General features: G+C 61.8%; 23 protein-coding genes, 2 tRNA genes and 1 pseudogene. 10 read left to right on the top strand and 16 right to left on the bottom strand.

The genetic code is table 11. From position 1 onward, the window contains the following. Positions 1–97: 97 nt before the first annotated feature. Both HX793_RS26310 and HX793_RS26305 read right to left on the bottom strand, forming a co-directional pair. A tRNA-Gly gene (locus tag HX793_RS26310) sits at positions 98–173 on the bottom strand. Between the two features lie 4 nt (positions 174–177). Further along, positions 178–253: transfer RNA gene (locus HX793_RS26305), tRNA-Glu, on the bottom strand. Positions 254–613: 360 nt separating this feature from the next. Here HX793_RS26305 and HX793_RS26300 point away from each other — a divergent pair. Beyond that, the gene (locus tag HX793_RS26300; RefSeq protein WP_016979530.1) at positions 614–1,384 is read left to right on the top strand and encodes a hypothetical protein; all 771 of its coding nucleotides are present in this window, start codon (positions 614–616) and stop codon (positions 1,382–1,384) included. 116 nt (positions 1,385–1,500) lie between these two features. Then, positions 1,501–2,313: an alpha/beta fold hydrolase gene (locus tag HX793_RS26295; RefSeq protein WP_177095826.1), complete on the top strand. Its 813-nt coding sequence runs from the start codon at positions 1,501–1,503 to the stop codon at positions 2,311–2,313. A 36-nt stretch (positions 2,314–2,349) separates the two neighbouring features. Here HX793_RS26295 and HX793_RS32075 read toward each other — a convergent pair whose 3' ends face one another. The 4 genes and pseudogenes from HX793_RS32075 to HX793_RS26280 form a co-directional block, all read right to left on the bottom strand. Beyond that, a complete protein-coding gene (locus tag HX793_RS32075) occupies positions 2,350–3,192 on the bottom strand; it encodes a methyl-accepting chemotaxis protein (protein WP_371858007.1) in 843 nt (280 codons plus the stop codon). Positions 3,193–3,207: 15 nt separating this feature from the next. Further along, positions 3,208–3,408 (bottom strand): annotated as a pseudogene (locus tag HX793_RS32070) (HAMP domain-containing protein); the annotation flags it as partial. Between the two features lie 1,023 nt (positions 3,409–4,431). Continuing rightward, the gene (locus HX793_RS26285; RefSeq protein ID WP_177095830.1) at positions 4,432–5,844 is read right to left on the bottom strand and encodes an aminotransferase-like domain-containing protein; all 1,413 of its coding nucleotides are present in this window, start codon (positions 5,842–5,844) and stop codon (positions 4,432–4,434) included. 203 nt (positions 5,845–6,047) lie between these two features. Continuing rightward, positions 6,048–6,809 carry an SDR family oxidoreductase gene (locus tag HX793_RS26280; RefSeq protein ID WP_025858564.1) on the bottom strand — a complete coding sequence of 254 codons (762 nt, stop codon included), beginning with the start codon at positions 6,807–6,809 and terminating at the stop codon, positions 6,048–6,050. Positions 6,810–7,038: 229 nt separating this feature from the next. On the opposite strand from HX793_RS26280, the gene HX793_RS26275 reads away from it, so the two are divergent. Then, complete coding sequence (locus HX793_RS26275) at positions 7,039–8,046, top strand: NADP-dependent oxidoreductase (protein WP_177095920.1); 1,008 nt, start codon at positions 7,039–7,041, stop codon at positions 8,044–8,046. A 106-nt stretch (positions 8,047–8,152) separates the two neighbouring features. Here HX793_RS26275 and pyrF read toward each other — a convergent pair whose 3' ends face one another. Continuing rightward, positions 8,153–8,851: an orotidine-5'-phosphate decarboxylase gene (gene pyrF, locus HX793_RS26270; protein ID WP_177095832.1), complete on the bottom strand. Its 699-nt coding sequence runs from the start codon at positions 8,849–8,851 to the stop codon at positions 8,153–8,155. A 259-nt stretch (positions 8,852–9,110) separates the two neighbouring features. Here pyrF and HX793_RS26265 point away from each other — a divergent pair, with 259 nt between their 5' ends. After that, positions 9,111–9,875, top strand: a complete 765-nt coding sequence (locus tag HX793_RS26265; protein WP_025999999.1) for a response regulator — start codon at positions 9,111–9,113, stop codon at positions 9,873–9,875. Further along, positions 9,875–10,909, top strand: coding sequence for a sensor histidine kinase (locus tag HX793_RS26260; RefSeq protein WP_178905556.1), 1,035 nt, complete (start codon positions 9,875–9,877; stop codon positions 10,907–10,909). Before HX793_RS26265 ends, HX793_RS26260 begins: the two co-directional genes overlap by 1 nt. Here the strand turns inward: HX793_RS26260 and HX793_RS26255 are convergent. The 9 genes from HX793_RS26255 to HX793_RS26215 all read right to left on the bottom strand — a co-directional run bounded on the left by HX793_RS26255 (position 10,906) and on the right by HX793_RS26215 (position 18,752). Continuing rightward, positions 10,906–11,967, bottom strand: coding sequence for an AI-2E family transporter (locus HX793_RS26255; protein WP_177095834.1), 1,062 nt, complete (start codon positions 11,965–11,967; stop codon positions 10,906–10,908). The genes HX793_RS26260 and HX793_RS26255 overlap by 4 nt on opposite strands. Before the next feature lie 72 nt (positions 11,968–12,039). Continuing rightward, positions 12,040–12,858, bottom strand: coding sequence for a DUF4892 domain-containing protein (locus tag HX793_RS26250; protein WP_177095836.1), 819 nt, complete (start codon positions 12,856–12,858; stop codon positions 12,040–12,042). A 102-nt stretch (positions 12,859–12,960) separates the two neighbouring features. Then, positions 12,961–13,815: an alpha/beta hydrolase gene (locus tag HX793_RS26245; RefSeq protein ID WP_061435913.1), complete on the bottom strand. Its 855-nt coding sequence runs from the start codon at positions 13,813–13,815 to the stop codon at positions 12,961–12,963. After that, a complete protein-coding gene (locus HX793_RS26240) occupies positions 13,812–14,615 on the bottom strand; it encodes an alpha/beta fold hydrolase (RefSeq protein WP_016979540.1) in 804 nt (267 codons plus the stop codon). The genes HX793_RS26245 and HX793_RS26240 overlap by 4 nt, the downstream gene beginning before the upstream one ends. A gap of 97 nt (positions 14,616–14,712) precedes the next feature. Further along, positions 14,713–15,156, bottom strand: a complete 444-nt coding sequence (locus HX793_RS26235; protein ID WP_016979541.1) for a hotdog fold thioesterase — start codon at positions 15,154–15,156, stop codon at positions 14,713–14,715. Between the two features lie 31 nt (positions 15,157–15,187). Beyond that, positions 15,188–16,837, bottom strand: a complete 1,650-nt coding sequence (locus tag HX793_RS26230; RefSeq protein ID WP_177061655.1) for an AMP-binding protein — start codon at positions 16,835–16,837, stop codon at positions 15,188–15,190. Between the two features lie 85 nt (positions 16,838–16,922). Beyond that, a complete protein-coding gene (gene sixA, locus HX793_RS26225; RefSeq protein WP_177095838.1) occupies positions 16,923–17,372 on the bottom strand; it encodes a phosphohistidine phosphatase SixA in 450 nt (149 codons plus the stop codon). Continuing rightward, on the bottom strand, positions 17,369–17,716 hold the full coding sequence (locus tag HX793_RS26220) for a DUF4389 domain-containing protein (protein ID WP_028615729.1): 348 nt from the start codon (positions 17,714–17,716) through the stop codon (positions 17,369–17,371). Before HX793_RS26220 ends, sixA begins: the two co-directional genes overlap by 4 nt. Positions 17,717–17,726: 10 nt before the next feature. After that, positions 17,727–18,752: an NAD(P)H-dependent glycerol-3-phosphate dehydrogenase gene (locus HX793_RS26215; RefSeq protein WP_177053341.1), complete on the bottom strand. Its 1,026-nt coding sequence runs from the start codon at positions 18,750–18,752 to the stop codon at positions 17,727–17,729. A 195-nt stretch (positions 18,753–18,947) separates the two neighbouring features. Here HX793_RS26215 and HX793_RS26210 point away from each other — a divergent pair, with 195 nt between their 5' ends. From HX793_RS26210 to fabB, 5 genes are all read left to right on the top strand, one after another. After that, entirely contained in the window at positions 18,948–21,068 is a 2,121-nt protein-coding gene (locus HX793_RS26210; protein WP_016979546.1) for a TonB-dependent receptor plug domain-containing protein, read from the top strand. 1 nt (position 21,069) lies between these two features. Next, positions 21,070–21,999 carry an ABC transporter substrate-binding protein gene (locus HX793_RS26205; protein ID WP_177095840.1) on the top strand — a complete coding sequence of 310 codons (930 nt, stop codon included), beginning with the start codon at positions 21,070–21,072 and terminating at the stop codon, positions 21,997–21,999. After that, positions 21,996–23,897, top strand: coding sequence for an ATP-binding protein (locus HX793_RS26200; RefSeq protein WP_016979548.1), 1,902 nt, complete (start codon positions 21,996–21,998; stop codon positions 23,895–23,897). Before HX793_RS26205 ends, HX793_RS26200 begins: the two co-directional genes overlap by 4 nt. A 249-nt stretch (positions 23,898–24,146) precedes the next feature. Next, complete coding sequence (gene fabA, locus HX793_RS26195) at positions 24,147–24,662, top strand: 3-hydroxyacyl-[acyl-carrier-protein] dehydratase FabA (RefSeq protein WP_010211704.1); 516 nt, start codon at positions 24,147–24,149, stop codon at positions 24,660–24,662. 11 nt (positions 24,663–24,673) lie between these two features. Continuing rightward, on the top strand, positions 24,674–25,894 hold the full coding sequence (gene fabB / locus HX793_RS26190; protein WP_016974674.1) for a beta-ketoacyl-ACP synthase I: 1,221 nt from the start codon (positions 24,674–24,676) through the stop codon (positions 25,892–25,894). Positions 25,895–25,987 lie beyond the last annotated feature (93 nt).

The raw sequence follows: 25,987 nt of genomic DNA, 5'->3' as shown, positions 1-25,987 counted from the left end.
TGAAACACATGGTGTGTATTTCAGTGCCCAGAGGTTAGATCCGAAGATCATGCCCTGGTTTCACTCAGTGCCGCCCGAGGGCCACACTGCTTAAACTTGGAGCGGGAAACGAGACTCGAACTCGCGACCCCGACCTTGGCAAGGTCGTGCTCTACCAACTGAGCTATTCCCGCATATTGGCGTCCCCTAGGGGACTCGAACCCCTGTTACCGCCGTGAAAGGGCGGTGTCCTAGGCCACTAGACGAAGGGGACACACGTACAACATTCACTACTTAGCCGCGTTTCGCTGTGTGCTTTACGCGTTAAGTGGCGCGCATTCTATGGATGGATTGAAAGGTCGTCAACCCCCAAGGATAAATTTATTAAAATCAATGACTTCGACCTGCTTTCAGGGCCTGAGGGCGAATTGTGCGTGTCCGGGCTTTGACGCCTATATTCTGGCGCCCGACAAGACGCTATAGTTCGCCCCAGCAAATGATGGCAATGTGCATCCATGCAGGGAGCGCCTATCTATATAGAAGCAAACTACCCGGGCAACTGGTCGATCAGTCCTATCCGCCGGATGGCCCAGTCACTACACTCCACTGTAAACCCTATAAAGAGGTCACACCGGTGACACCACTCATGATCACCCTGCTGGTAATAGCCGGGATCGCAATACTGATCGCCATTGGCTACATGAACCACGTGGTGGAAAACAACAAGCTGGAAAAGAAGCGCACCGAGATCGAGCTTAATGATCGCCTGCGTCGCTGCGGTGAAATCACCGAGACCTTCCCCGGCCAATTGATGACCCCGGCGCTCAAACTGTTGATGACCCGCTTGGAACTCAACGTCAACCAGCGCCTGTTGAACCTCAATAAAGGCAGCGCACCACTGAAAGCCCGCATCGCCGAACTGAACACGCTGGTGGCCCAGGGCGAATCGATCCCGGTGAACAACCCGCCCGCGCCGATCCAGACCGAAGCCAAAGCAAAGGATGTGCGCTTCCTGCTCGAAGCCCTGCACGGCCAGGTTACCCGCGCCGCCCAGGACGGTTTCCTGCCGGCCAACGAGGCCAAGCACTGGATCCGGGAAATCCGCCATATCCTGGTGTTGCTGCACATCGAGTTCTTCAACAACCTCGGCCAGCACGCCCTGCAACAAGGCCAGCCGGGCCAGGCACGCCTGGCGTTCGAGCGTGGCGTGCAATACCTGCGCAAACAGCCGGAGCCGGTGATCTACAGCGCACAGTTGCAACAGCTGGAAGCCCAGCTTGCCCGCGCCAACTCTACGGTACTGACCAACAGCAAGCCCGCCGAAGACGAGGTCAACGAGCTGACCGAAGGCCTCAAAGTGGTGGATGCCGACGCCGAGTGGAAGAAGAAAGTCATCTACGACTGATTGGCCCCTCCCCTGTGGCGAACCCGGTTCGCCACATGCCATCACTTTGCATCTATCCCCCCGCCCCCGACTAGCGTAAAAAAGTGCCCCTTACTCCGTGAAGTCAGAGGCCTGTTATGCCTGTCGCCGTCATTGATGGACAACCGCTGCACTACCTGGACCAGGGCACCGGCCCGATCGTCCTGCTGGGTTCAAGCTACCTGTGGGACGCCGACATGTGGGCGCCGCAGATCGAAGCGCTGTCGCAACAGTACCGGGTGATCGTGCCCGAGCTGTGGGGCCATGGTGAATCCGGTGCGTTGCCCGCGCAAACGCGCTCCCTCGACGACCTTGCACGCCAGGCCCTGGCCCTGATTGACCAGCTGGATATTCCAGCGATCAACCTGGTGGGGCTCTCGGTCGGCGGGATGTGGGGCGCACGCCTGGCATTGCTGGCGCCCGAGCGGATCAACAGCCTGGTGCTGATGGACACCTACCTGGGCGCCGAGCCCGAGGCCACGCGCCAGTACTATTTCTCGCTGTTCAAGATGATCGAAGACGCCGGTGCCATCCCCGAGCCGTTGCTGGATGTGGTCGCGCCGATCTTCTTCCGCCCGGGTATCGACCGCGAATCAGCGCTGTACCAGGACTTCCGCCAGCAATTGCAGGGCTACTCCAAGGAGCGCCTGCTGCAAAGCATCGTGCCCCTGGGCCGGCTGATCTTCAGTCGCGAAGACGTGCTGGAGCAACTGCCGCGCCTGGACGCCGACACCACGTTGCTGATGTGCGGCGAGCAGGACAAACCGCGCCCTCCCGCCGAGTCAGAGGAGATGGCAGGCCTGATCGGTTGCAGCCTGATCCTGATTCCGGAAGCCGGCCATATCAGCGCCAGGGAAAACCCGGACTTCGTCAACGAAGCCCTGCTGACCTTCCTCGCCAACAACGCGTGACCGCCATCCCCTGTGGTCGCCGCAATCACGCGGCAATCACAGGCGAAAGTGCCCCACCATGCCCTTGAGTTCCGCGCCCAACTGCGCCAGTTGAATACTCGACGCGGCGTTGCCTTGCATGCTCAGCGCCGATTGATCGGCACTGGCGCGGATGCTGGTGACGCTGCGGTTGATCTCTTCGGCCACCGAACTTTGCTCCTCGGCCGCCGCGGCAATCTGCTGGTTCATCTGCTGAATCAACGACACAGCCACTGCGATACTGCCCAGGGCACTCTCGGTTTCCAGGGCATCGCTCACCGCCAGCTTCACCAACTCGCCACTCTGCTGGATCTGCTGCACCGAGGACTGGGCCGCGCTGCGCAAGGTGCTGACCAGTCGTTCGATCTCCTCGGTGGACTGCTGGGTACGTTTGGCCAGGGCCCGTACTTCGTCGGCCACCACCGCAAAACCACGGCCCTGCTCACCGGCGCGGGCAGCTTCAATGGCGGCGTTGAGGGCCAACAGGTTGGTCTGTTCGGCCACGCTCTTGATCACACTCAATACAGTGCCGATATTTTGAATTTCAGCGCTCAGGCTCTCGATGCTGGCGCTGGCAGAGGTGCTGGATGTGGCCAGCAATTCAATGCGCTGCAAACTCTGGCGCACCACCTGCTGGCCGCTGTCGACTTTGTCATCGGCGGTCTGTGCGGCTTGCGCGGCCTCTTCGGCGTTGCGCGCCACGTCGTGCACGGTGGCGGTCATCTGGTTCATCGCCGTGGCGACCTGTTCGGTTTCTTCTTTCTGGCTGCTGACCTCGACGTTGGTCTGCTCGGTGACGCTGGACAATGAATGTGCCGAACTGGCCAGTTGCTCGATACCGGCTTGCAGGCCGCTGACCATCTGGCTAAGCCCATTACCCATCTGTTGCATCGCCTGCATCAACTGGCCGATTTCATCACGACGGCTGACCTCCATGCGCCCACTCAAATCGCCGGCGGCAATCTGCTGGGCCACCGCAATCACACTGCGCAGCGGCGCGACGATCAAGCGGGTGATCACCCACGCCGCAATCAACCCCACCAACAACGCCAAAGCCGAAGAGCCGATGATCAGCATCGCGCTTTTCTTCAACTGCGCCTGCATCGACTGGTCTTCGGCGTCGTAGGCCTGGTTGACCCGGCTGACCACTTGGCCCGCCCGATCATGCAATTGCTTGTAGACCCCCTTTTCCTGGGCCAGCAGCCCGGTGTACTCGCCGAGCTTTTCACTGAACGCGGCGATATGCCCGGCCACTTCGTTGAGCACGGTCTGGTAGCCGGAATCCTTGACTGCGGTTTTCAGTTGCTCGACCTGAGCGAGGGCCTGGTCGGCTTGCTCGATCTTGCCCTGCTCACCGTTGTCCTCATCGACTTTTCGGCTCTGGTTCAAGCGCACATGGGCTTCATTCATGGCTTGCAGCATCAGGCGCGACACCTGGCTGACCTGCCCCGCCTGCTCGATAAATTCGGCGCCTTCCTTACCTTGGCTTTCCTTCAGGCCATAGGCGCCGTCATCCGCCAGCCCGGCCTGCAACACATCAAGGTTATTGGCCACGCTGGACACCGACCAACTGGCCATTTCCAACGCCAGGTCCTTGGTCTGGGTCAATTCGACAAACTCATCGAACGCCTTACGGTAGGCGACCAAGGCCTGTTCGACATCGGTCATGACCGGAACGTTGGCCGCCGACTGGGCCTTGAGACTGGCCGCGAGGGTCGCCAGGGCATCGACACTTTCATGCAGGGCGTCGACGGCCTTGGGGTCGGCGTGCAGCGCGTAGTCCTGTTCGATCAGGCGCACCTTGAGCAAGCCGCTGTTAAGCGACGACATGGCCTTGAGCCCTTCGAAACGCTGGCCAACGGTTTGCAGGGACCACACCCCGATCGCCGCGACCAGGGCCGTCAGCAGCAAGACCAGGGTGAAACCCAAGCCCAGTTTTTTTGCCATACCGAGGTTGGCGAATTGTCGTAGCACGGCCGAAATCATTGCACTTGAATCCTCTTGCAATGGCGGTTGCCATCGAGCCCGGTTTACACAGGCGAGATTCGCAACCACAAGGCACTGAACACAAGTCGTTGGCGCCACAATAATGGCAAAAAGCTACACGCCCGTCGTTTTCAGAATGGTCGAGGTCGATCTGGCAGGCCCCATGGCGCGGAACAACGCCAAGGCCCGTGGATCAGCAGCATAGGCCACGTTGATGCGCAGCCACTCACTCGGCTCGCTGGTTGGGCTGAACAATGCCCCCGGCGACATCAAAACCCCGAGTCGCCGGGCACAGGCCTGCAACCGCAATGGATCACCTACCCTCGGTCGCGCCCACAAAAACATGCCGCCGGCAGGTGCGGCGAACACCTCCCACTCCTCGTCCTCCAGCACCTGCAGCGTAGCCGTCATTTGCGTATTGAGCCGCTTGCGCAAGCGCTGTACCCATTTGCGATAGGTGCCATTGGCCAACAGCGTGGCCACCACCGTTTCGGCAAAGCGTGAGGTACCGAAGCCGGTCAGGGTCTTGAGGCTGCTCAGTTGCGCGATGATCGCCGCACTGGCACACAGGTAACCCACGCGCAAGGCACTGCTCAACGTCTTGGAAAAACTGGCGACATAGATCACCCGGTCGTCATGGGGCAATGCCGAAAGCCGCGTGCAACTGGCGTGTTGCAGGTCGCCGAACACATCCTCTTCAATGATCAGGAAGTTGTCGCGTCGCGCCAACGCCAGCAGACGCTCGGCCACCGGGCGGCAAAGGCTGGAGCCAGTGGGGTTGTGATACAGGCTGTTGATGAACAGGCACTTGGGCCGATGCCGCTGCAGCAGTGCTTCCAGCGCCGGAATATCCGGGCCACCGGGGATACGTGGCACTGGCAGCAGTTGCACGCCCTGGAAGGCCAGTTGCCGGTAGAGATTGCCATACCCTGGCGTTTCGACCACCACGCAGTCGCCGGCGTTGAGCAAGGTGCGTATCAGCAGGTCCTGGGCATGGCTCGCGCCTGCCGTGATGAGGATACGGTCCTGGTGGGCGGCGATGTGGATCCGACTCAGGCGCTTGAGCAGTTGCTCGCGCAGCGCCGGCAACCCCAATGGCGTGCTGTAGTTGAACAGCCCGGCGGTGTCGGTTCGAGTGACCTCGCGAATCGCATAACTGATGTCATCGCTTTCACGCCAGGCATCCGGCAACCAGCCGCAGCCCAGCTTCAGCTCGCCCAATGGGCTATCGACGAAGGCGCCCCATTCCCGCTCCGCGCCCTCATACCACTGGCCCTCATACAACGTTGCAGGCTGGGCCACGCTGAAACCCGAACCGTGCCTGGAAACCAACAATCCCTGGGCGACCATCCGCTCGAACGCCTCGATCACACTGGATTGGCTGAGCAAGTTATCGAGAGCCACCTGTCGAATGGACGGCAAGCGTGTGCCGGGGCTCGCGCCACTCGTGCGAATCCATTGCGCCACTGCGCTGATGATTTGCTGCACCACCGGTACAAGGGCTTGTCGATCGATCCCTAAATCCATGCGCCACTCACTTCAACTGTCTGATATTCAACCCAGAACAGTTAAGCACAGAAGCCCATTTCTACCGCTCGCAAAACCTTATTAAAGTATTGATTTTATTGAGTTATTTACCTTCTGATACACATTCTCACAAGGCACAGTGCCAGCTATGGAAATGCCCCACAGCCCCCCAAACCTTTTCGAATGAAGGGCGGCGTGAGGTCCTAGATTGCCGTCGCACCACCGTCCACCGCCAACGCTTGGCCTGTGGTAAATGCTGCGCCATCACTGCACAGGTACAGCACCGCGCTGGCGATTTCCTCGACCTTGCCGATGCGCCCGACCGGGTGCATGGCGGCGGCAAATTCAGCCTTACGCGGGTCGGCTTCATAGGCACGCCGGAACATATCGGTATCGATCACCGCTGGGCAGACTGCGTTGACGCGGATTTTCTTCTTCGCGTACTCGATGGCCGCCGATTTGGTCAGGCCGATCACCGCATGTTTGGAGGCCGCATAAATGCTCATCTTCGGCGCCGCTCCCAGACCCGCGACCGAGGCGGTGTTAACAATGGCGCCGCCGCCCTGGGCCAGCAACAGCGGCAACTGGTGCTTCATGCACAACCACACGCCCTTGACGTTCACGCCCATGATCGCGTCGAACTCATCCAGGCTGCCGTCAGCCAGCTTGCCCTTTTCGATCTCGATACCGGCGTTATTGAAGGCGTAGTCCAGGCGACCGTAGGCAGCGATGGTCTGGGCCATCAATTGCTGCACATCCGCCTCCAGCGTGACGTTGCAGCGCACAAACAGCGCTTCTCCGCCGGCCTGGTGGATCAGGGCGACAGTGCCCTCACCGCCCGCCGCATCCAGGTCGGCAACCACGACCTTCAAGCCTTCGGCGGCAAATGCCAGCGCGGTGGCGCGGCCGATACCGGCAGCGGCGCCAGTCACCAGGGCGACCTGGCCGGAAAACGTCATGCTCATAGAAGATGTCCTGTGGGAGAAAATAGCGGTGGATCGAGTCTAGCCAACGCCACGTCGGACGCGTCAGCACTATCAAACCGCCGGTTGGCGCTGCATGGATCGTAGTGATAAGAGACACCGCACCACCATCAGCAACACCTATCGACCGGCATTCGCGCCCTCGGAGAACCTTGCTCCCGACGCGTTGAAGGTCTATCACTTCAGGTTCATTTCCAGAAGAGTCGCTGCCATGACCGCCCAGACCAACCGCCAATTCCTGCTCGCCAAGCGCCCGGTCGGCGCAGCCACCCGGGACACCTTCACCTATCAGGAAGTCCCGGTGGGCACGCCCCAGGAGGGCCAGGTGCTGGTGCGCAACGAATACCTGTCCCTCGACCCGGCCATGCGCGGCTGGATGAATGAAGGCAAGTCCTACATTCCGCCGGTCGGTCTCGGCGAAGTCATGCGCGCGCTGGGTGTGGGCAAAGTAATTGCGTCGAACAACCCGAAGTTCGCTGTCGGCGACTACGTCAATGGCGCCTTGGGTGTGCAGGATTATTTCCTGGGCGAACCGCGTGGTTTCTACAAGATCGATCCGAAACTCGCGCCGTTGCCGCGCTACCTGTCCGCCCTGGGCATGACCGGCATGACCGCCTACTTTGCACTGCTGGAAACGGGGGCGCCCAAGGCCGGCGAAACCGTGGTGATCTCCGGTGCAGCCGGTGCCGTGGGCAGCATTGCCGGGCAGATCGCCAAGCTCAAGGGTTGTCGCGTGGTGGGCATTGCCGGCGGCGCCGACAAGTGCAAGTTCCTGGTGGACGAATTGGGCTTCGACGCCGCCATCGACTACAAAAGCGAAGACGTGCCCGCTGCCCTCAAGCGCGAGTGCCCCAAAGGCGTCGACGTGTATTTCGATAACGTCGGCGGCGATATTCTCGACGCCGTCCTCAGCCGCCTGGCACTGAAAGCCCGCGTGGTCATCTGCGGCGCCATCAGCCAATACAACAACAAGGAAGCCGTGAAAGGCCCGGCCAACTACCTGTCACTGCTGGTCAATCGCGCGCGCATGGAAGGCTTTGTGGTGATGGATCACGCCGCAGGCTTTGCCGCTGCCGGGCAGGAAATGGCCGGCTGGATGGCCCAGGGCAAGCTCAAGAGCAAAGAAGATATCGTCGAGGGGCTGGAGACGTTCCCGGAGACGTTGATGAAGCTGTTCAACGGCGAGAACTTTGGCAAGTTGGTACTGAAGGTCAACTGACACCCAACTTATGTAGGAGCCGGCTTGCCGGCGATGAGGCCCTTGAGTCCTTCATTGATCTAAAGGCCGCTATCGCCGGCAAGCCGGCTCCTACAGGGGGTGTTGTTCAGGCGATCTCGGCAACCACTGCCGCCAACGCCTTGGCCGGATCCGCCGCCTGGCTGATCGGACGGCCAATCACCAGGTAATCGGAACCCGCGTCCAGCGCCTGACGCGGCGTCAGAATACGGCGCTGGTCATCCTGGGCGCTGCCCGCCGGACGAATCCCTGGCGTCACCAGTTGCAGCGACGGGTGCGCGGTTTTCAAGGCCTGGGCTTCCAGCGCCGAGCACACCAGGCCGTCGAGACCGGCTTTCTGCGCCAGTGCTGCCAGGCGCAGGACCTGCTCCTGAGGCTCAATGTCCAAACCGATGCCGGCCAGGTCTTCACGTTCCATGCTGGTGAGCACAGTCACGCCGATCAACAAAGGCTTGGGACCGCTACGCTGTTCCAGCACCTCACGGCAAGCACTCATCATGCGCAGGCCACCGGAGCAGTGCACGTTGACCATCCACACGCCCATTTCGGCGGCGGCCTTGACCGCCATGGCGGTGGTGTTCGGGATATCGTGGAATTTCAGGTCGAGGAACACCTCGAAGCCTTTATCACGCAAGGTGCCGACGATTTCTGCGGCGCAACTGGTGAACAGTTCCTTGCCGACCTTGACCCGGCAAAGCATCGGGTCCAACTGGTCAGCCAGCTTCAGTGCGGCGTCACGAGTGGGGTAATCCAGGGCGACGATGATAGGAGTCTGGCAGACGGACATTGGAATGGGCTCTCAGGCAAGTCGAAATCGGCGCGGATTGTAGCGCAAGCGGCGGCGTTGCGGGATCCGATGATCGGTAAATACTGACCAACCGCCCTCGAGCGGGCATTTTCTCCAATTATTTCAAAGCTGATACATTCACGACATGCCCCCAACACGCCCCACGGCTAGCCTCGCTCGCACGACCCACCGACCAGCACTTCCAGCCATGGGGCTGGGCGCCTATGCTGACCGCAACGACCAGGCAGATGATCGCATTATGCAGACCCCTTCCGTCTCTTTGAACGACGAGCAAAAAGGCACAGTGATCGCCGATGACAAGCGCTGGAACACCCGCGCGCTGATCGTTGACGACGATGTGCCGATCCGCGAACTGCTGATCGACTACCTCGCCCGCTTCGGAATCCTCGCCACTGGCGTCACCGACGGCACCGCCATGCGCCAGGCCATGCAGGCTGAAACCTTCGATGTGGTGGTGCTCGACCTGATGCTGCCCGGTGAAGACGGCCTTTCGCTCTGCCGCTGGCTGCGCGCGGAGTCGGACATTCCGATCCTGATGCTCACCGCCCGCTGCGAGCCGACGGACCGCATTATCGGCCTGGAGCTGGGCGCCGACGACTATATGTCCAAGCCGTTCGAGCCGCGTGAGCTGGTAGCACGGATCCAGACCATCCTGCGCCGGGTGCGCGATGACCGCACCGAACAGCGCGCCAACATCCGCTTCGACAACTGGCGCCTCAACAGCGTGTTGCGCCAACTGGTGGCCGACGACGGCCTGGTGGTGCCGCTGTCCAACGCGGAATTCCGCCTGTTGTGGGTGTTCATCGAGCGTCCGCGCCGGGTGTTGAGCCGCGAACAATTGCTGGATGCCGCCCGTGGCCGCTCCATTGAAGCCTTTGATCGCAGCATCGACTTGCTGGTGTCGCGCCTGCGGCAAAAACTCGGGGACGACCCCAAGGCCCCGCAACTGATCAAGACCGTGCGCGGCGAAGGCTACCTGTTCGATGCGCGGGATATCGGTTGATGCGCAACGCCTTCAACACGCTGTTCGGTCGACTGTTTGGCGTGTTGCTGGTGGCGATTGTGCTGGCCCACGTGTTGGCGATCTCCTGGTTTCGCTATTACGGCCCGCCCCCGCCGCCGCCCCAGGAAACCTTTGTCGAACAGCCTGACGGCACGATGAAGCCCCTGCTCAAGCACAAGCGTCCGTGGTTTGGCGGCCCGGTGGTGCCGCTGACGTTCCAGTTCATCTCGTTGATCATCGCCGCCTGGTACGGCGCCAAGTTGCTCAGCCGGCCGATTCAGCGCCTGAGCGAAGCCGCCGAGCGCTTGAGCCTGGACCTCGACAGCCCGCCCCTCGACGAGTCGGGACCGCGTGAAGCACAGCAAGCCGCGTCGACCTTCAACCTGATGCAGCGGCGTATCCGCGAACAAGTCAGCCAGCGCGCGCGCATGTTCGGCGCGGTCTCCCATGACCTGCGCACGCCGCTGTCACGCTTGAAACTACGCCTGGAACAGATCGAAGACACCCGGTTGCAAGGCCAGATGCGCCAGGACCTGGACGACATGATCAGCATGCTCGACGCCACCCTGAGCTACCTGCACGAACAACGCACCAGCGAAACCCGACACTGGCTGGACGTGCAAGCGTTGGTCGAGTCCATGAGCGAAAACGCCCAGGACCAAGGCTGCGACGTACAATTTTCCGGCACCTGCGCGCCGCTGCAGGTGCAGCCGATGGCCTTGCGTTCGTGCCTCAACAACCTGATCGACAATGCCCTGCGCTATGCCGGTACGGCGCGCATCGAGCTGACGGACAGCCGCGAGGCCTTGGTAATCCGCGTGATCGATCACGGCCCTGGCATTGCCGCCGACAAGCGCGAGGCAGTATTCGAACCGTTCTTTCGGCTAGAAGGCTCACGCAATCGCAACTCTGGCGGGGTCGGCCTGGGCATGACGATTTCCAAGGAAGCCGCCGAACGCCTCGGCGGTCGGCTGCACCTGGAAGAAACCCCCGGCGGTGGCTTGACCGCCGTGATGTGGTTGCCCAGGGCTTAAAGCGGTTTGTCTTCCCGACGTCCTTGGGCCTGGGTTGCGCTCCAATCCATCAACAGGCTGTAGGCCACCGCCAGCAGGGTCGGGCCGATAAACAGGCCGATGAACCCAAACGCAATCAAGCCGCCAAACACCCCCAGCAACACGATCACCAGCGGCAGGTTGCCGCCACGGCTGATCAGGTAGGGTTTGAGCACGTTGTCCACGCCACTGATGATGAAGGTGCCCCATACGCCGAGGAACACCGCGTAGGTGTAGTCGCCCTTCCAGGCCAGCCAGGCCGTGGCCGGGATCCACACCAGCGGCGGGCCCATGGGGATCAGGCTGAGCAGGAAGGTGACGATACCCAGTACCAATGCACCTGGAACGCCAGCAATCCAGAAGCCGATCAACGCCAGCAGCGCTTGCGCGGCGGCGGTGCCGATCACTCCGTTGACCACCCGCTGCACCGTGCCGGCTACCAGTTCGATGTAGTAGCCAGCGCGATCGCCGATCAAGCGTTCCAGCAGGCGGTGGACGAACATTGCCAGGCGCAGCCCGTCTCGATAGAAAAAGAACACGAATACCAGGCTCAGGGTCAGTTCAAGAATCCCACCACCGATTTGCGCACTGCGCGCCAGCAACCAATTACCCACCTGCCCCAGATAGGGCTTGATGCTGACCATCAAAGCAGCGCCCTGCTGATCAATGCTGTCCCACATGCCCACCAGCCGCTCGCCGACAAAGGGGATCGAGCCGAGCCAGGTAGGCGCTTCCGGCAAGCCATCGACCTGGATATCCTTGATCAATGCGGTTGCATCGCGCACATGGTCCGCAAGGTTGAAGCCCAGCCACACCAGCGGCAGCGCCACCAGCAGCATCCAACCCAACGTCAGGATGCCGGCAGCCAAGGATTCCCGGCCACCCAGCCAGCGGGTCAGCAGGACCATCAGCGGCCAACTGGCAAACGCCAGCACTGCGCCCCAGAACAGCGCCGACCAGAACGGCGCCATCACCCAGAAGCTGGCACCGAACAGCACCAGCAGCAGGATTTGCACCAGTAGGCGATCGTTATTGAGCATGTAGGATCTCGAAAGGAAGACTGTAGGAAGACAGCTTAGGCGAACGGCACGGGTCCGTTCGCCCTGTTACGCCTAGCGTATCAGATGCAGGTGCAGGCCCTTGGCGTCACCCGTGCCGGTTTCCATGCGTGCGGCGCGCACGCCTTTGTCGACCAGGGCCTGGCGCCAGGCTTCGGCGGTTGGGCCGGTCAAGCTGACGCGCAGTGTGGCATCGAGGTTCAGGCCACGGGAAATCAGGGTCAGCCAGGTATCGTCTGGGTCGCCGCCCAATGCAGGGAAATCCAGCTCGCCGGTGCTTTTCAATTCTCGCAACAGAGTGGCCGAGGTGGGCAGCAAGTCGGCCAGCGGCGCGTTGGCGTCCAACTGTTCTACGTGCAGGTAGGCGCGGCGGTTGCCACGGGTGATGCCGTACAGCGCCACCAGGGAGTTTTCCTGGGGAGCCGCGAGGCGTAGCAGCAGGTATTCCTGCTGGCCATCGGCGCCGACCAGCTTGGCGTTGCCGAACACTTCATTGGCCCACAGGCTGCTTTCACCGCAATCGCGTGCCTGGCACCAGAACAGCAGTTGCGCGCCCTTCTCCTGCAAGGCTTCACGCGTCGCTTTGAACGCAGCGCTGGAGCTGTGCTCGGCGGGCAGTTCATAGGTGATGGCGGTGGTCTGGCCACGGGCGGTGGCCTGGCCTTCATAACGCAACTGGCCGCTGATCTTGCGGATCGCGCCCATGGGGTAGATGCGTTCTTTTTCTTCGGCGGGACGGTAGTCGACGATTTGCGAGTCGACCTGACGGGCCACGGTGGGCAGGTCCTGGCTGCCCGGTACGTCGGCGGCGAATACCAGTGGGCTCAAAAGGCTCAAGCCCAGGATACGGATACATCCTTTACGCACGCTCATAAGATCAACGAGCCCTGGCCATCGGAGGTCGCAGCGGTGTTGAGTTTGTTCATGGTTGACTCCCTTTCAATCCGCCCAGCCTCGGCAGTTGACCGCCCCAAGTCAAGGCGCGGAGAAGAACCGATTGAAACAGTCTGCAACAAGGACCGCGCCGGACTCGTCATTAAGGTGTAAATGATGGCCGCCTGGCAGCGTCGTCACGGTAAAGGGTAGCTGGGAAAGCAATTCGGAATGTTTCGCCAGCATGCCGTCGGCAGCGACCACCAACTGGGTAGGACAACTCACGCGTCGCACGAAAGCCATCGCCTGTTCCTCAGTCAGGCGAACCGGCGAGGCCAGGGTCAAACGGCTGTCGCTACGCCAAGTGTAACCACCCGGCACCGGCATCAAACCGCGCTGGGCCAGCAGTTCGGCGGCTTCGCGACTGACCGCCACCACGCCTTTCATGCGAGCCTCGACCGCTCGATCCAGGGTGTTGTAGACCGGCTTGCGCTTGTCCTGCAGGTTCAATTGCGCCTGCAAGGCCATGCCCAGGCGCTCGGCGGCGTTCTCGCCGCTGGCGGTCGGCGGGATCACGCCGTCGATCAATCCCAGGTGCGTCACACGTTCCGGCAACGCGCCGGCCAACACCAGGGACACGATGGCGCCGAGGGAATGGCCAAGTAATGCAAAACGTTTCCAACCCAGTTGTTCAGCAACTTGCAGCACGTCAAAGACGTAATCCCACAAGGCATAACCGGCACCGGTAGGACGATGCGCCGAATGCCCGTGCCCAGCCATATCCAGCGCAACGATGCGCAACCCCTGAAGTTTTGGCGCCAGCCGCGCAAAGCTGTTGGCGTTGTCCAGCCAGCCATGCAGGGCGATCACCGGTAAACCGTCCTCGGGCCCGAACAGATGGGCCGCCAGTTCGATATGGGGCAGGCTCAGGCGCACTTCTTCGACCGGTGCACTCATGCGCAATTGCGCTCGCGGGCTTCCCAGCGGGAGAACAGGTTCTTGATCAGGGTCGCGGTGTCTTGGGGCCGCTCAAGAGGAAACATGTGGCCGCCGGGCATGGTGAGCATTTCGCCCATGGGCAGACGCCCGACGCCGCTGGCGTGGTGACGCATCACCACCCGGCTCTGCCGGCCGCGCACCACCGCCAGCGGCACCTTCAACTGGCGCACTTGGCCGGGGCTGGTGTGGGGCACGCCACGGTAGATGCTGATTTCGGTGGCCGGATCGAAACGCAGCCGCAGGCGATCGCCCACTTGCAGCAGGCCGTGTTGTAGGTAAGCGTCGAAGCATTCGGGGTCAAAGCCGCGGAACAGGGTCTTGCCGGCGAAATAGCTGCGCGCGGCGTCCAGGTCGCTGAACTCTTCCCGACGGCCCAGGGTGCGCCCGGCCGGGGTCAGGCGGTCGATAAACCCGAAGCGCTTGGCCGCGCGGATCACCCAGCGATCGGCGCGGGTCAGCACCGGCGAATCCAGCATCACCACCCCGCGATACAACTGCGGGCAGCGCATGGCCGCGTGCAGGTGCAACACGCCGCCGAGGGAATGGCCCACGCCCCACACCGGTTCCGGTTGCTGCTCTAGGTGGTGGATCAACTCGTCCACCAGGTTCTGCCAGTTATCGTCCACCGGAAACCTGGGGTCGTGACCGTGCTGTGGCAGATGAGCCACCGCGTATTCCGGGGCCAGGGCGGCGAACAACTTGCCGTAGGTGGCCGAGGGGAAGCCATTGGCGTGGGCAAAAAACACGTGCTGCGACATACCGGATCCATCTACAAAAACAGAGATTGATTGTCACCATGCCCGGCCTGCACAGCAATGACTGTAACTGCCAGGAATGATGACACTCACGCCACGCCTATCGCGCCGGCGGGTTCTCGCCCAGCGGCACCACGGCCATGGTCAGGCGCGACACGCAACTGGCCTTGCCCTCATCGTTGGTCAGACGGATATCCCAGACCTGGGTAGTGCGGCCAATATGGACGGCCTTGGCCACCGCCGTCACGCGCCCGCTGCGCACACCGCGCAGGTGGTTGGCGTTGACCTCCAGGCCCACGCAATAAAACTTGCTCGGATCGATACACAAGTAGGCCGCCATGGAACCAACGCTCTCGGCCAACACCACCGAGGCGCCGCCATGCAGCAAGCCGTAGGGCTGATGGGTGCGATGGTCGACCACCATGCTTGCAGTCAGGGATTCGTCGTCGAAGCTTTCAAAACGGATGTCCAGCAGTTCACCGATGGTGTTTTTCTGGATTGCGTTGAGTTGGTCGATATTCGGTTGGGTGCGCCACAGGCTCATAAAGAGTGTCCTTATTGGTTTTATTACGGCCCTAATCCTGCCACAGAACCGTTTCGGAACGCTCGCTCCAGGTTTGGAAATGTGCACCGTAGGTCGATTCGATCACGTTGCGCTTGATCTTCAAGGTCGGCGTCAGAAAGCCGTTTTCCACCGCCCAGCTATCTTTGACCACCACCAATTGGCGCAGGCGTTCAGGCTTATCCAGTGACTGGTTGACCTGCTCCAACCAGCGCTCCAGGCTGGCACGCAGGGTTGGCGAGTCCTCACCCCCATCCGATAGCACGCACAAAGCTATCGGCGCGATCAGTCCCTCGCCCACCACACACACCTGCTCGATACGCGCATGCTCGGCCAGGCGGTTTTCAATCGGCGCAGGGGCCACGTATTTGCCTTTGCAGGTCTTGAAAATTTCCTTGAGCCGCCCGGTCAGGCGCAAACGCCCCTCGGCGTCCTGCTCGCCTTTGTCTCCCGTGCGCAGGAAAGCCTCGGCGGTGATGGTTTCGGCGGTTTTCTGCGGGTCCTTGTAGTAGCCGAGCATGGTCGCGCCGCTGCGTACCTGGACTTCGCCTGTCGGGTCGATACGCACTTCCACCCCGGGGCACGGCAAGCCGATCCAACCGAGGGTCTGCTGGCCGGGGCGACAGACATGGGAGTAGCCGCAACTCTCGGTCATGCCATACACCTCAAGCACATCCAGGCCCAGGCGTTGATACCAGCGCAGCAACGCCTCAGGCACAGGCGCCGCTCCCGAAAGCGCGATACGCAACGCGTCCAGGCCCAAGCCGGCGAGTACCTTGCGGCCCACACGCTTACCGATGAAGGGCAGGCGCAACAAGGTGTCCAGGCGCTTTGCGGGAATCCTGGCGTAGACGCCCATCTGGAATTTGGTCCAGATACGCGGCACGCCAAACAGAGCGGTCGGACGTGCCCTACGCAGGTCCGTCAGAAACGTCTCCAGGCTTTCGGCGAAAAACACCGTTTGCCCGGTGTAGATCGAGGCCATCTCGACAAACATCCGCTCCGCCACATGGCACAGTGGCAGGTAAGACAACAAGCGGTCGCCCTCGCCCAAGCCAAACAACTCCGTACCACGGGTGGCGGCAAACCCCAACGTGCCGAAGGTGTGCATCACGCCTTTGGGCAGGCCGGTAGTGCCGGAGGTATAGATGATGGTGGCCAGGTCTGAAGCCGCAGGTGCCGGCTCATCCTGGATAGGAGAACAGGCTTGCAGGTCAGCCCACCTGAAATCGAACTCGCCCGCTGGGCACAACGGCAGGCTGATGGTCGGCACATCCGCAGGCACGCCGGGCGCCATGGCCGGCCAGTCATCAAGCTTGCCGATAATCACCAGCGCCGCCTCGGAGTGGGTCAGCACATGGGCGACGGAATCAGCGGTGAGGTTGGGGTACAGCGGCACCGAGACATGCCCGGCCATCCAGATGGCCAGGTCGGCGATGATCCAGTGCGCGCAGTTTTTCGAGATCAGCGCTATGTGCGAGCCCTGGGGCAACTCGCGGGCGCGCAACCACTGCGCGGCGCAGCGGGCCTGGTGGCCGACGTCGCCCCAGCTGAGGCTTTGCACTTGGTCACCACCGACCGGCTGCACCAGAAAGGTTTTGCGCGGATGTCGCGCTTCACGTTCGTAGAAGACCTGCAACGGCAAACGAAAAGCGACGGGCATGGGACGCGCTCCTTTGTGGTCCGATGATAGCCAACCAAGCACTTGCTCGGTTGACTATATAACACACAAAAAGCCGCGAAAAAGCCTACGGATTTTTAACGCTGACCAGGCTCATCAGCCCCGCCAGTGGGAAATCCCCTTCCAGTTCCGCCAGGCTGGCGGTGTGCATCGGCTGCGGCTGGCGCTGGTGACCATGCTGCAAAAAGCTGATCAGGCTGCCCACCAACGGCTGATGGCTGACCAGCAGCACATTGTCATCGGTGTCGAGCTTTTCCAGCACCTGCGCCGGATTACCCTCGGGCGTCAGCCACGGCACTGTGCGAATCTCAGGCTCAAAGCCCAAGGCATCACGCACCAGGTGCGCAGTCTGCTGCGCCCGCACATAGGGGCTGGCGATGATCGCGCTGAGGGGCTGGCCGATCAGGTGCGCAGCACTGCGCAACACTTCACCACGGCCATGCTCGGTGAGGTTGCGCTCGGCATCGGTGCGCGCGTGCCCTTCGGCTTCACCGTGGCGCAGGATCCACAACTTCACAGCTTTGGCTCTTCATCACGCACCGGGTGCGGCGCCGGCGGCACGCTGTGGGCGGCTTCGCCCTCGGGTGCGCGCGGGGTCGGCCAGTCGGCGAACGGCCACGGCTTCTGGTCGGTGTGGAAGCTGCCGAAGCGGCCGATCTGCGCCAGGAACTGGCTGAGGCTGTCGCCAAAGTTCATCAGGCCCAGGTTCGGGGCGCCGTAGACCAGGCGGTAGATCAACTGCACCACCACCAGCGCGCCGAGCAGGAACTGCGCCACCTGCCACACCAGGGCAAACACCAGCATCCACAGGATGCGCAGGCCAATGGATTCGTACTTGGGAGCTGCTTTCGGATCGTTCATGACGCGTTCCTCAGTTGAAACCACTGGTGGAAATAAAGTCGACATCGGTTTTCGGCTCGGCGCGCATCAGCAACTCGATGACCTGGTTCAAGGTGCGCCCTTCAAACAGAATCGCGTGCAACCCCGCGACCAGCGGCATGTAAACGCCGACTTCCTGGGCCTTGGCTTTGAGCACCTTGAGGGTGTTGACCCCTTCGGCCACTTCGCCCAGGCGGGTCACTGCGTCGTCCAGGCTCAGACCCTGGCCAAGGGCGAACCCGACCTGATAATTGCGGCTTTTCGGCGAGGAGCAGGTGACGATCAAATCGCCCACGCCCGCCAACCCCAGGAACGTCATCGGGTTGGCGCCCTGGTTCACTGCAAAGCGGGTCATCTCGGCCAAGGCGCGGGTGATCAGCATGCTCTTGGTGTTTTCGCCCATGCCCAGCGCGACGGCCATGCCGGCGATGATCGCATAGACGTTTTTCAGCGCACCGCCCAGTTCTACGCCAAAGCGGTCGCCGCTGGCGTAGACCCGGAACGTGCGGCCATGCAGCACGGCCTGGACGCGTTCGCAGAGTTCCTCATCTTCACTGGCGACCACCGTGGCGGTCAGCGCGTGCTCGGCGACTTCCCGTGCCAGGTTCGGCCCGGACAGCACGCCAATGCGCGCCTGGGGAGCGATCTCTTCAAGGATTTCGCTCATCAGCTTGAAGGTTTGCGCCTCGATGCCCTTGGTCAGGCTAACCAGCATTTTGCCCGCCAGACGCTCGGCGTGGGGCGCCAGCACCGAGCGCAAGGCGCTGGAGGGCAGCGCGACGAAGCACAGGTCGCACGCCGTGAGGGTTTCCAGCAGGTCGGTGACCGGCTCGACCGCCGGATGAATCTTGATGCCTTTGAGGTAACGCGGATTTTCCCGGTGCACCCGAATGGCCTCGGCCTGCTCGGGGTCGCGCATCCACTGGCGCACAGCGTGGCCGTTCTCGGCCAGCAGGTTTGCTACGGCGGTACCAAAACTTCCGCCTCCCAGGACCGCAATTGGGCGCTGTTCAGTCATATGCAATCCGTTAATCCATACCAGTGGCGATGGCGGCATTATACGGGCCGACCCGCTGGCGGCCAGCCCCCGTCTCAATTCGTGCGTTTGTCGGAAAATGCCACATTTTCATGAAGCAATTGCAAGTCCGGCGACTGGCAAAAGGCCCCGCCTCAGTTAACATGGGCGGCTATCCGCAATTATCAAGGCCGTGCCGTGTATTTGGGCCCTCCTCCCCGTTCATCTCTGTGGTTGATGCTGCTGTGCAGCGCGCCAGCCATGGCCGACGACCTGTTCCTCGACAGCCAGCCGCTGCCTCAGGTATTGACGGCCACACGCCTCAAGCAATCAGCCGCCGCCGTGCCTGGCAGCATGACCGTGATCGACAGCGAGCTGATCAAGGCCAGTGGCGCGCGGGACATCAGTGAGTTGCTGCGCCTGGTGCCGGGGATGATGGTCGGCTATACGACCGGCAACCAGGCGGCAGTGAACTACCACGGCACCAGTGCCAGCGATGCGCGGCGCATGCAGGTATTGATCGACGGCCGCTCGGTGTACCGCGCAGGCCTGGCCACCGTGGACTGGAGCGACATTCCGGTGGCCATGGAAGATATCGAGCGCATCGAAGTGTTCCGGGGACCCAATACCGTCAGCTACGGCGCCAATGCCCTGATGGCAGTGGTGAACATTCTTACGCGCTCGCCAGCCAACAGCCACGGCACGCGGGTAAAAGTGGTGCGTGGCGAACGCGGCATCAATGATTTCTATGCCAGCCAGGGCGCAGGCTGGGAAACCGGCGACTTGCGCCTGTCCCTGTCCGGGCAGCAAGACGACGGCTTCGACAGCGATGCATCCGGGGCCGACCGCCGTGACAGCCGCCGCCTCAACCGCTTCAGCCTGGCGATCAGCCAGACACTGAACACGCAGCAGAGCATCGACTTGCAACTGGATGCGAAGGAAGGCACCAACCAGCGACCGTATACCTACAGCCCGGTCTTTGCCGGGATTACCGAAGGCGGTAATAATTCCGATGTCACAGCCAAGGATTACGCTGGCTCCCTGCGCTGGAACTTCGACTTCAACCCGGAGCACAGCCTGTATATCCAGGGCTCGGCCCAACAATGGGACCGCCGCCAGATCTGGAAAGCCTGTGACGCCAAGGTCTCGTTCAGCCCGGAATTGACCCAGTTGTGGCAGATGAACCCCAACTATGCCGAACTGTTGGCCCGGCACATGGACACCTACAGCCAAGGCAGCGCGCCACCGGGCAGCGCCGCCGAACAGGCGTTGGCCAACCAAGTGCTGCAACAATGGCGCGACGGTGCAAGCCAAAGCGTATGCGGCGACATCGACCAGAGCACCCGCGAAAGCCGCTACGACCTGGAGATCCAAGACACCCTCAGCCTGTCCGACAGCCTGCGCCTGGTCAGCGGCATGAACTACCGGTATGACCGCGCCGACTCCGACACCTACTTCAACGGCACCCTGGACGACACCACCTGGCGCCTGTTCGGCCAGTTGGAATGGCGCGCCAGCGAGCATTGGCTGCTGCAAGGCGGCGCCATGTATGAAGACACTCACCTGAGCGGCAACTCGCTGACGCCACGGGTGGCGGTCAACTACCTGATCAACCCGCGCCACGGCCTGCGTGCGGTGTACTCCGAAGCGATCCGCTCGCCGGACATGTTCGAGAACAACGTCAACTGGAGTTATCGCGTCACCAACCTCAGCTCCCCGGCCTACGGGCAGACCACCGGGCAATACTTCGTAAAGACCCGGGGCCCGGGCAACCTCGATAAAGAGATGATGAAGTCACGGGAACTGGGGTACAACGGCTTCTTTGCCGACATCGGGCTGAACATGGACGTGAAACTGTTCTACGACGAGATCACCGACATGATCAGCTCGCCGCTGCGCAATAACCAGTACATTGCCAGCAACGCCAACAGCGCACGGTTCACCGGCGCCGAGTCGCAGTTCGACTGGCGCGTGAGCAACGCCGATCGTCTGCGGCTGACCTATGCTTACGTCGATGCCAGCAGCAGCAACCCGCTGGACAAAGCACAGACCGCGCGCAACAGTGGCTCCGCCGGCTGGTTGCGCGAGTGGGGCCAGGGTTGGTCCAGCGCGCTGTTCTACTATGGCGATGACGCACTCAACCAATATCGCTTCGAACGGGTCGACCTGCGGGTGGCCAAGCGCATTGCCCTGGGCAAAGCCAACGTGGAGCTGGCCGGCATGCTGCAAGAACGCCTCGACAACCAGCCCACTACCTGGGCCGACAACCGTTATGACCATCGCCACGTGCTCTACTTCAGCGCCGAGTTAGAGTTCTGACATGGGCGACTCGTCACGGATGACTGGCGTGTTGATCACTCGGCTCTGGCGGCGTGCCGTGCTGCTCGCCTGCCTGCTGTTGGCTGCACCGGCCTGGAGCGCCGATATCCTGCTGACCGCCGCCGAAGACGGCGCAGGTGTGCAAGCCTTTGCCCAGGCGCTGGCCCAGCAACGCCCCGAAGACCGCGTCACCTTCACCGCCCTCAAAGACCTGCCTGCACCCGGCCGCCTACCGGCAACCACACGCTTGATCCTGCTGGACCTGCCCGGCCTCGACTGGCGCCTGCAAGAGCCTCAGGGTCCACCGACCCTGGTGCTGCGCATCAGCCGCCTGCAAGCCCATCAGCGCCTGGGCAGCATGCCGCACCCACGCATCAGCCTGCTGTGGAGCGACCCGCCGCTGGATCGCCAACTGCGCCTGATCGCGGGCATCCTGCCGCAGGCGCGGCGCATCGGCGTACTTTATAGCGCCGACAGCGAATTCCTGCTGCCCGAACTGAAACAGCACTCCGCCTCGCTAGGCCTGGAGATCGTGCCCCAGCTCTGGGACAACATTAATGACAGTCGACCGCTCCAAATCCTGTTCCGCAACAGTGACGTGCTGCTCGGCCTCGACGATCCGCAGTTGTACAACCCGAAAACCGCGAAGAACCTGTTGCTGAGCAGTTACGCCCAGCAATTGCCACTGATCGGCCCGAACGCGGGCTTCGTACGGGCCGGCAGCCTGGCCAGCACCTACAGCGACCAGGCTGACTGGCTGGCCGTGCTTGACCGACTGCTCGACCATTCGCCGGCCAACTGGCCGCGCTCGCTGTACCCGGATCGCTTCAAAGTCGTGGGCAACCCGCAAGTCGCGCGCTCACTGGGGATCGAACAGGTGGACGAAGCCAGCGTCGCCACCCGATTGGCCGAAGGAGAAAAACGCCCATGACCTTGCGTCGTCGTTGGGACATCAACACCCGCACCCAGCTCATCACCCTGGGCCCGGCGCTGTTGCTGACGTTGCTGTTGATCAGCTTCTTCACCTTCGTGCGTATCCAGGATTTGCGCCAGGAACTGGACCACACCGGCCAACTGATCGCCAACCAACTGGCGCCGGCCACCGAATACGGGGTGATTTCCGGCAACAATGACGTGCTCGACAGCCTGTTGCGCGCCACGCTGGCCACGCCCCATGTGCGCTTCCTGGAGATCCAGGACAGCAGCGAGAACATCCTGGTGTATGTCGAGCAGCCGTCGGAGAAGCACGACCGTTCGCTGTCGGTGAAAGTGTTTCAGGCGCCGATCCGCCTGCAACACATCCAGTTGGGCAATGATTTCTTCCAGGACAACCTCAACGAACCCAAGGCCCCGCGCGCGGACTACCTGGGCCGGGTGATCGTCGGCATGTCCAACGATGCCTTCAGCCAGCGCCAGCAGGAGATCCTGTTCAAGGCCGGTATCCTCGCGCTGTTTGCCCTGCTGTTTACCTTCCTGCTGGCACGGCGCCTGGCCGCCAGCCTGTCGCAGCCGATCAGCGCCATGGGCCATGCGGTAAAAGCAATCCAGCAAGGCGACTACAAGACGCCGCTGCCGATCGTGGATGACTCGGAGCTGGGCGACCTGTCGCGGCATATCAACAACCTTGCCGAAGGCCTCAACCAGGCCAGTCGTGAACAGCAACAGGCCATGGCCCAGTTGATCGAGACCCGCGAAGAGGCCGAACGCGCCAACAACGCCAAGTCGGACTTCCTGGCGATGATGAGCCATGAACTGCGCACGCCCATGAATGGCGTGCTGGGCATGTTGCAGTTGCTGGAAACCACTGAGATGACCGAGGAGCAGACCGAATACGCGGCGCTGGCTTCGGAATCCACCGAGCATTTGCTCAAGGTGATCAACGATATCCTCGACTTCTCGCGTATCGAGCGCGCCGCCCTGGAGCTGGAGCATATTCCGTTCAACCTGGCGGACCTGATCAACAGCTGCGCCCAGGCCTTCCAGCACAATGCGCAACAGCGCGGGTTGACGCTGAAGCTGTCGATTCCACTTGGAATGGACACCGTGCGAGTGCAAGGTGACCCGACACGGATCCGCCAGATCCTGGTGAACCTGATCGGCAATGCATTGAAGTTCACCGAGTACGGCAGCGTCAGCGTCGAACCCCATTGGCAGACCCTAGACCATGAACTGGTGTGGTTCACCTGCACCGTGCGCGACAGTGGCATTGGGATCTCCGCCGAACGCCTGGAGGCGATGTTCGACGCGTTCCAGCAGGCCGACAGTTCCATTTCAAGACGTTACGGCGGCACCGGCCTCGGCCTGCCCATCGCCCGCACCCTGGCCGAACGCATGGGGGGCACCCTGCGCGCCCAGAGCGAAGAAGGCCGCGGTTCGGTGTTTACCCTGGAAATTCCCCTGGCCATCGACCAGCACAGCGTGCCGGCGATTGCCAGCGACGCCGAGGGCAAAGCCGGCGCGGGTGAGGGTCGTCATGTGCTGCTGGTGGAGGACAACCCGGTGAACCGCACGGTGGTTGAGGCCATGCTGCGCAGCCTGGGCTTCGAAGTGAGCCTGGCCACCGACGGCGCCGAAGCGGTCCGCAGCGCCGAGAGCCTGATTTTCACCGCCATCCTGATGGATTGTCGGCTGCCGGTCATCGACGGCTATGAAGCCACACGGCAGATCCGTCAGTTACCGGGCTGTGCCGATCTGCCGATCATCGCCCTGACTGCCAACGCTTTACAGGGCGACCGTGAAGCCTGCCTGGCAGCGGGAATGAACGATTACCTGGCCAAGCCGTTCAAACGCACGGATTTGCAGCAAATCCTGCAGCGTTGGGTGCAATAGCGCCGCGCCATCAGCCAACTCCGACTGGCGTGAAAGGCGAAAGTGCGGCAGTCTTAGGCACCCGAACGGGCCAATAAACAGGCCCGGTTTAAAATTTCAGTGAACAAGTGTACATTCAGTGCCTTGCCGCTGTGACTTTCACTACAACGCAATAGTCTATGTGTAGGCTGCCGACATGAGGCATGAACGCTTCATTCGGTTCGGGAAGATTTACCCTACCCTGCCGCATGGGATTATTGAGGAGCTCGCATGACCAAACAAAACGCCTTTACCCGGGAAGACCTGCTGCGCTGCAGTCGCGGTGAGCTGTTCGGCCCAGGTAACGCGCAACTGCCCGCCCCGAACATGCTGATGGTGGATCGCATCACCCATATCAGCGAAGAGGGTGGCAAGTACGGCAAAGGTGAATTGGTCGCCGAGCTGGATATCACCCCGGACCTGTGGTTCTTTGCCTGCCATTTCGAAGGCGACCCTGTGATGCCAGGCTGCCTGGGCCTTGACGCCATGTGGCAGCTGGTCGGTTTCTTCCTCGGCTGGCAAGGTCTGCCGGGCCGCGGTCGTGCCCTGGGTTCGGGCGAAGTGAAGTTCTTTGGCCAGGTCCTGCCGACCGCCAAGAAAGTCACCTACAACATTCAAATCAAGCGCGTCCTCAAGGGCAAGCTGAACCTGGCCATCGCCGATGGTTCGGTGAGCGTCGACGGTCGCGAGATCTATACTGCCGAAGGCCTTCGGGTCGGCGTATTCACATCCACTGACAACTTTTAAGGGTTATCCGCATGCGCCGCGTCGTTATCACTGGTCTGGGCATTGTTTCTTGCCTGGGCAATGACAAAGAGACCGTCACCGCTAACCTGCGTGCAAGTCGCCCTGGCATCCGCTTCAACCCGGAATATGCCGAAATGGGTCTGCGTAGCCAGGTTTCCGGCTCCATCGACCTGCCCCTCGAAGAACTGATCGATCGCAAGATCTATCGCTTCGTCGGCCACGCTGCCGCCTACGCCTACCTGGCGATGAAAGACGCAATCGCCGACTCCGGCCTGAGCGACGACCAGGTCTCGAACGTACGCACCGGCCTGATCGCCGGCTCCGGCGGCGCATCGACCCTGAACCAGATGGAAGCGCTGGACATCCTGCGCGAAAAAGGCGTGAAGCGCGTTGGCCCGTACCGTGTCACGCGGACCATGGGCAGCACCGTTTCCGCCTGCCTGGCCACGCCGTTCCAGATCAAGGGCGTGAACTACTCGATCTCCTCGGCCTGCGCCACCAGTGCACACTGCATCGGTACTGCGGTTGAGCAGATCCAGCTGGGCAAGCAGGACATCGTGTTCGCCGGCGGCGGTGAAGAAGAACATTGGAGCCAATCGTTCCTGTTCGACGCAATGGGCGCACTGTCCACCCAGTACAACGAAACCCCGGAAAAGGCCTCCCGCGCCTACGACGCCAAGCGTGACGGTTTCGTCATCGCCGGCGGTGGCGGCATGGTGGTGGTCGAGGAGCTGGAACACGCTCTGGCCCGTGGTGCCAAGATCTACGCGGAAATCGTCGGCTACGGCGCCACTTCCGACGGCTACGACATGGTTGCCCCGAGCGGTGAAGGCGCCATCCGTTGCATGCAGATGGCAATGTCCACCGTTGATACCCCAATCGACTACCTGAACACCCACGGCACCTCGACTCCGGTCGGCGACGCCAAGGAAATGGAAGGCGTGCGTGCGGTATTCGGCGACAAGGCTCCAGCCATCAGCTCTACCAAGAGCCTGTCCGGTCACTCCTTGGGCGCCGCTGGCGTTCACGAAGCGATCTACTGCCTGCTGATGATGGAAGGCAACTTCATGGCCGGTTCGGCGAACATCGACGAGATTGATCCGGTGGTGGCTGACATGCCGATCCTGACCAAGACCGTTGAGAATGCAAAAATCGACACCGTGATGAGCAACAGCTTCGGCTTTGGTGGCACTAACGCTACCCTGGTGCTGAAACGCTGGCAGGGTCAGTAAGACCTGTAGCTTGATTGCATGAAAAAGCCCCGACTGGTTCGGGGCTTTTTTGTGGGTAATGGATTCAAGACCGAGTCGCCTTCATCGCAGGCA

Origin of the sequence: Pseudomonas reactans (genome assembly GCF_013387025.1) — a bacterium.
Classification (GTDB): Bacteria; Pseudomonadota; Gammaproteobacteria; order Pseudomonadales; family Pseudomonadaceae; genus Aquipseudomonas; species Aquipseudomonas reactans.
This window is presented reverse-complemented; position numbering and strand designations above follow the sequence as displayed.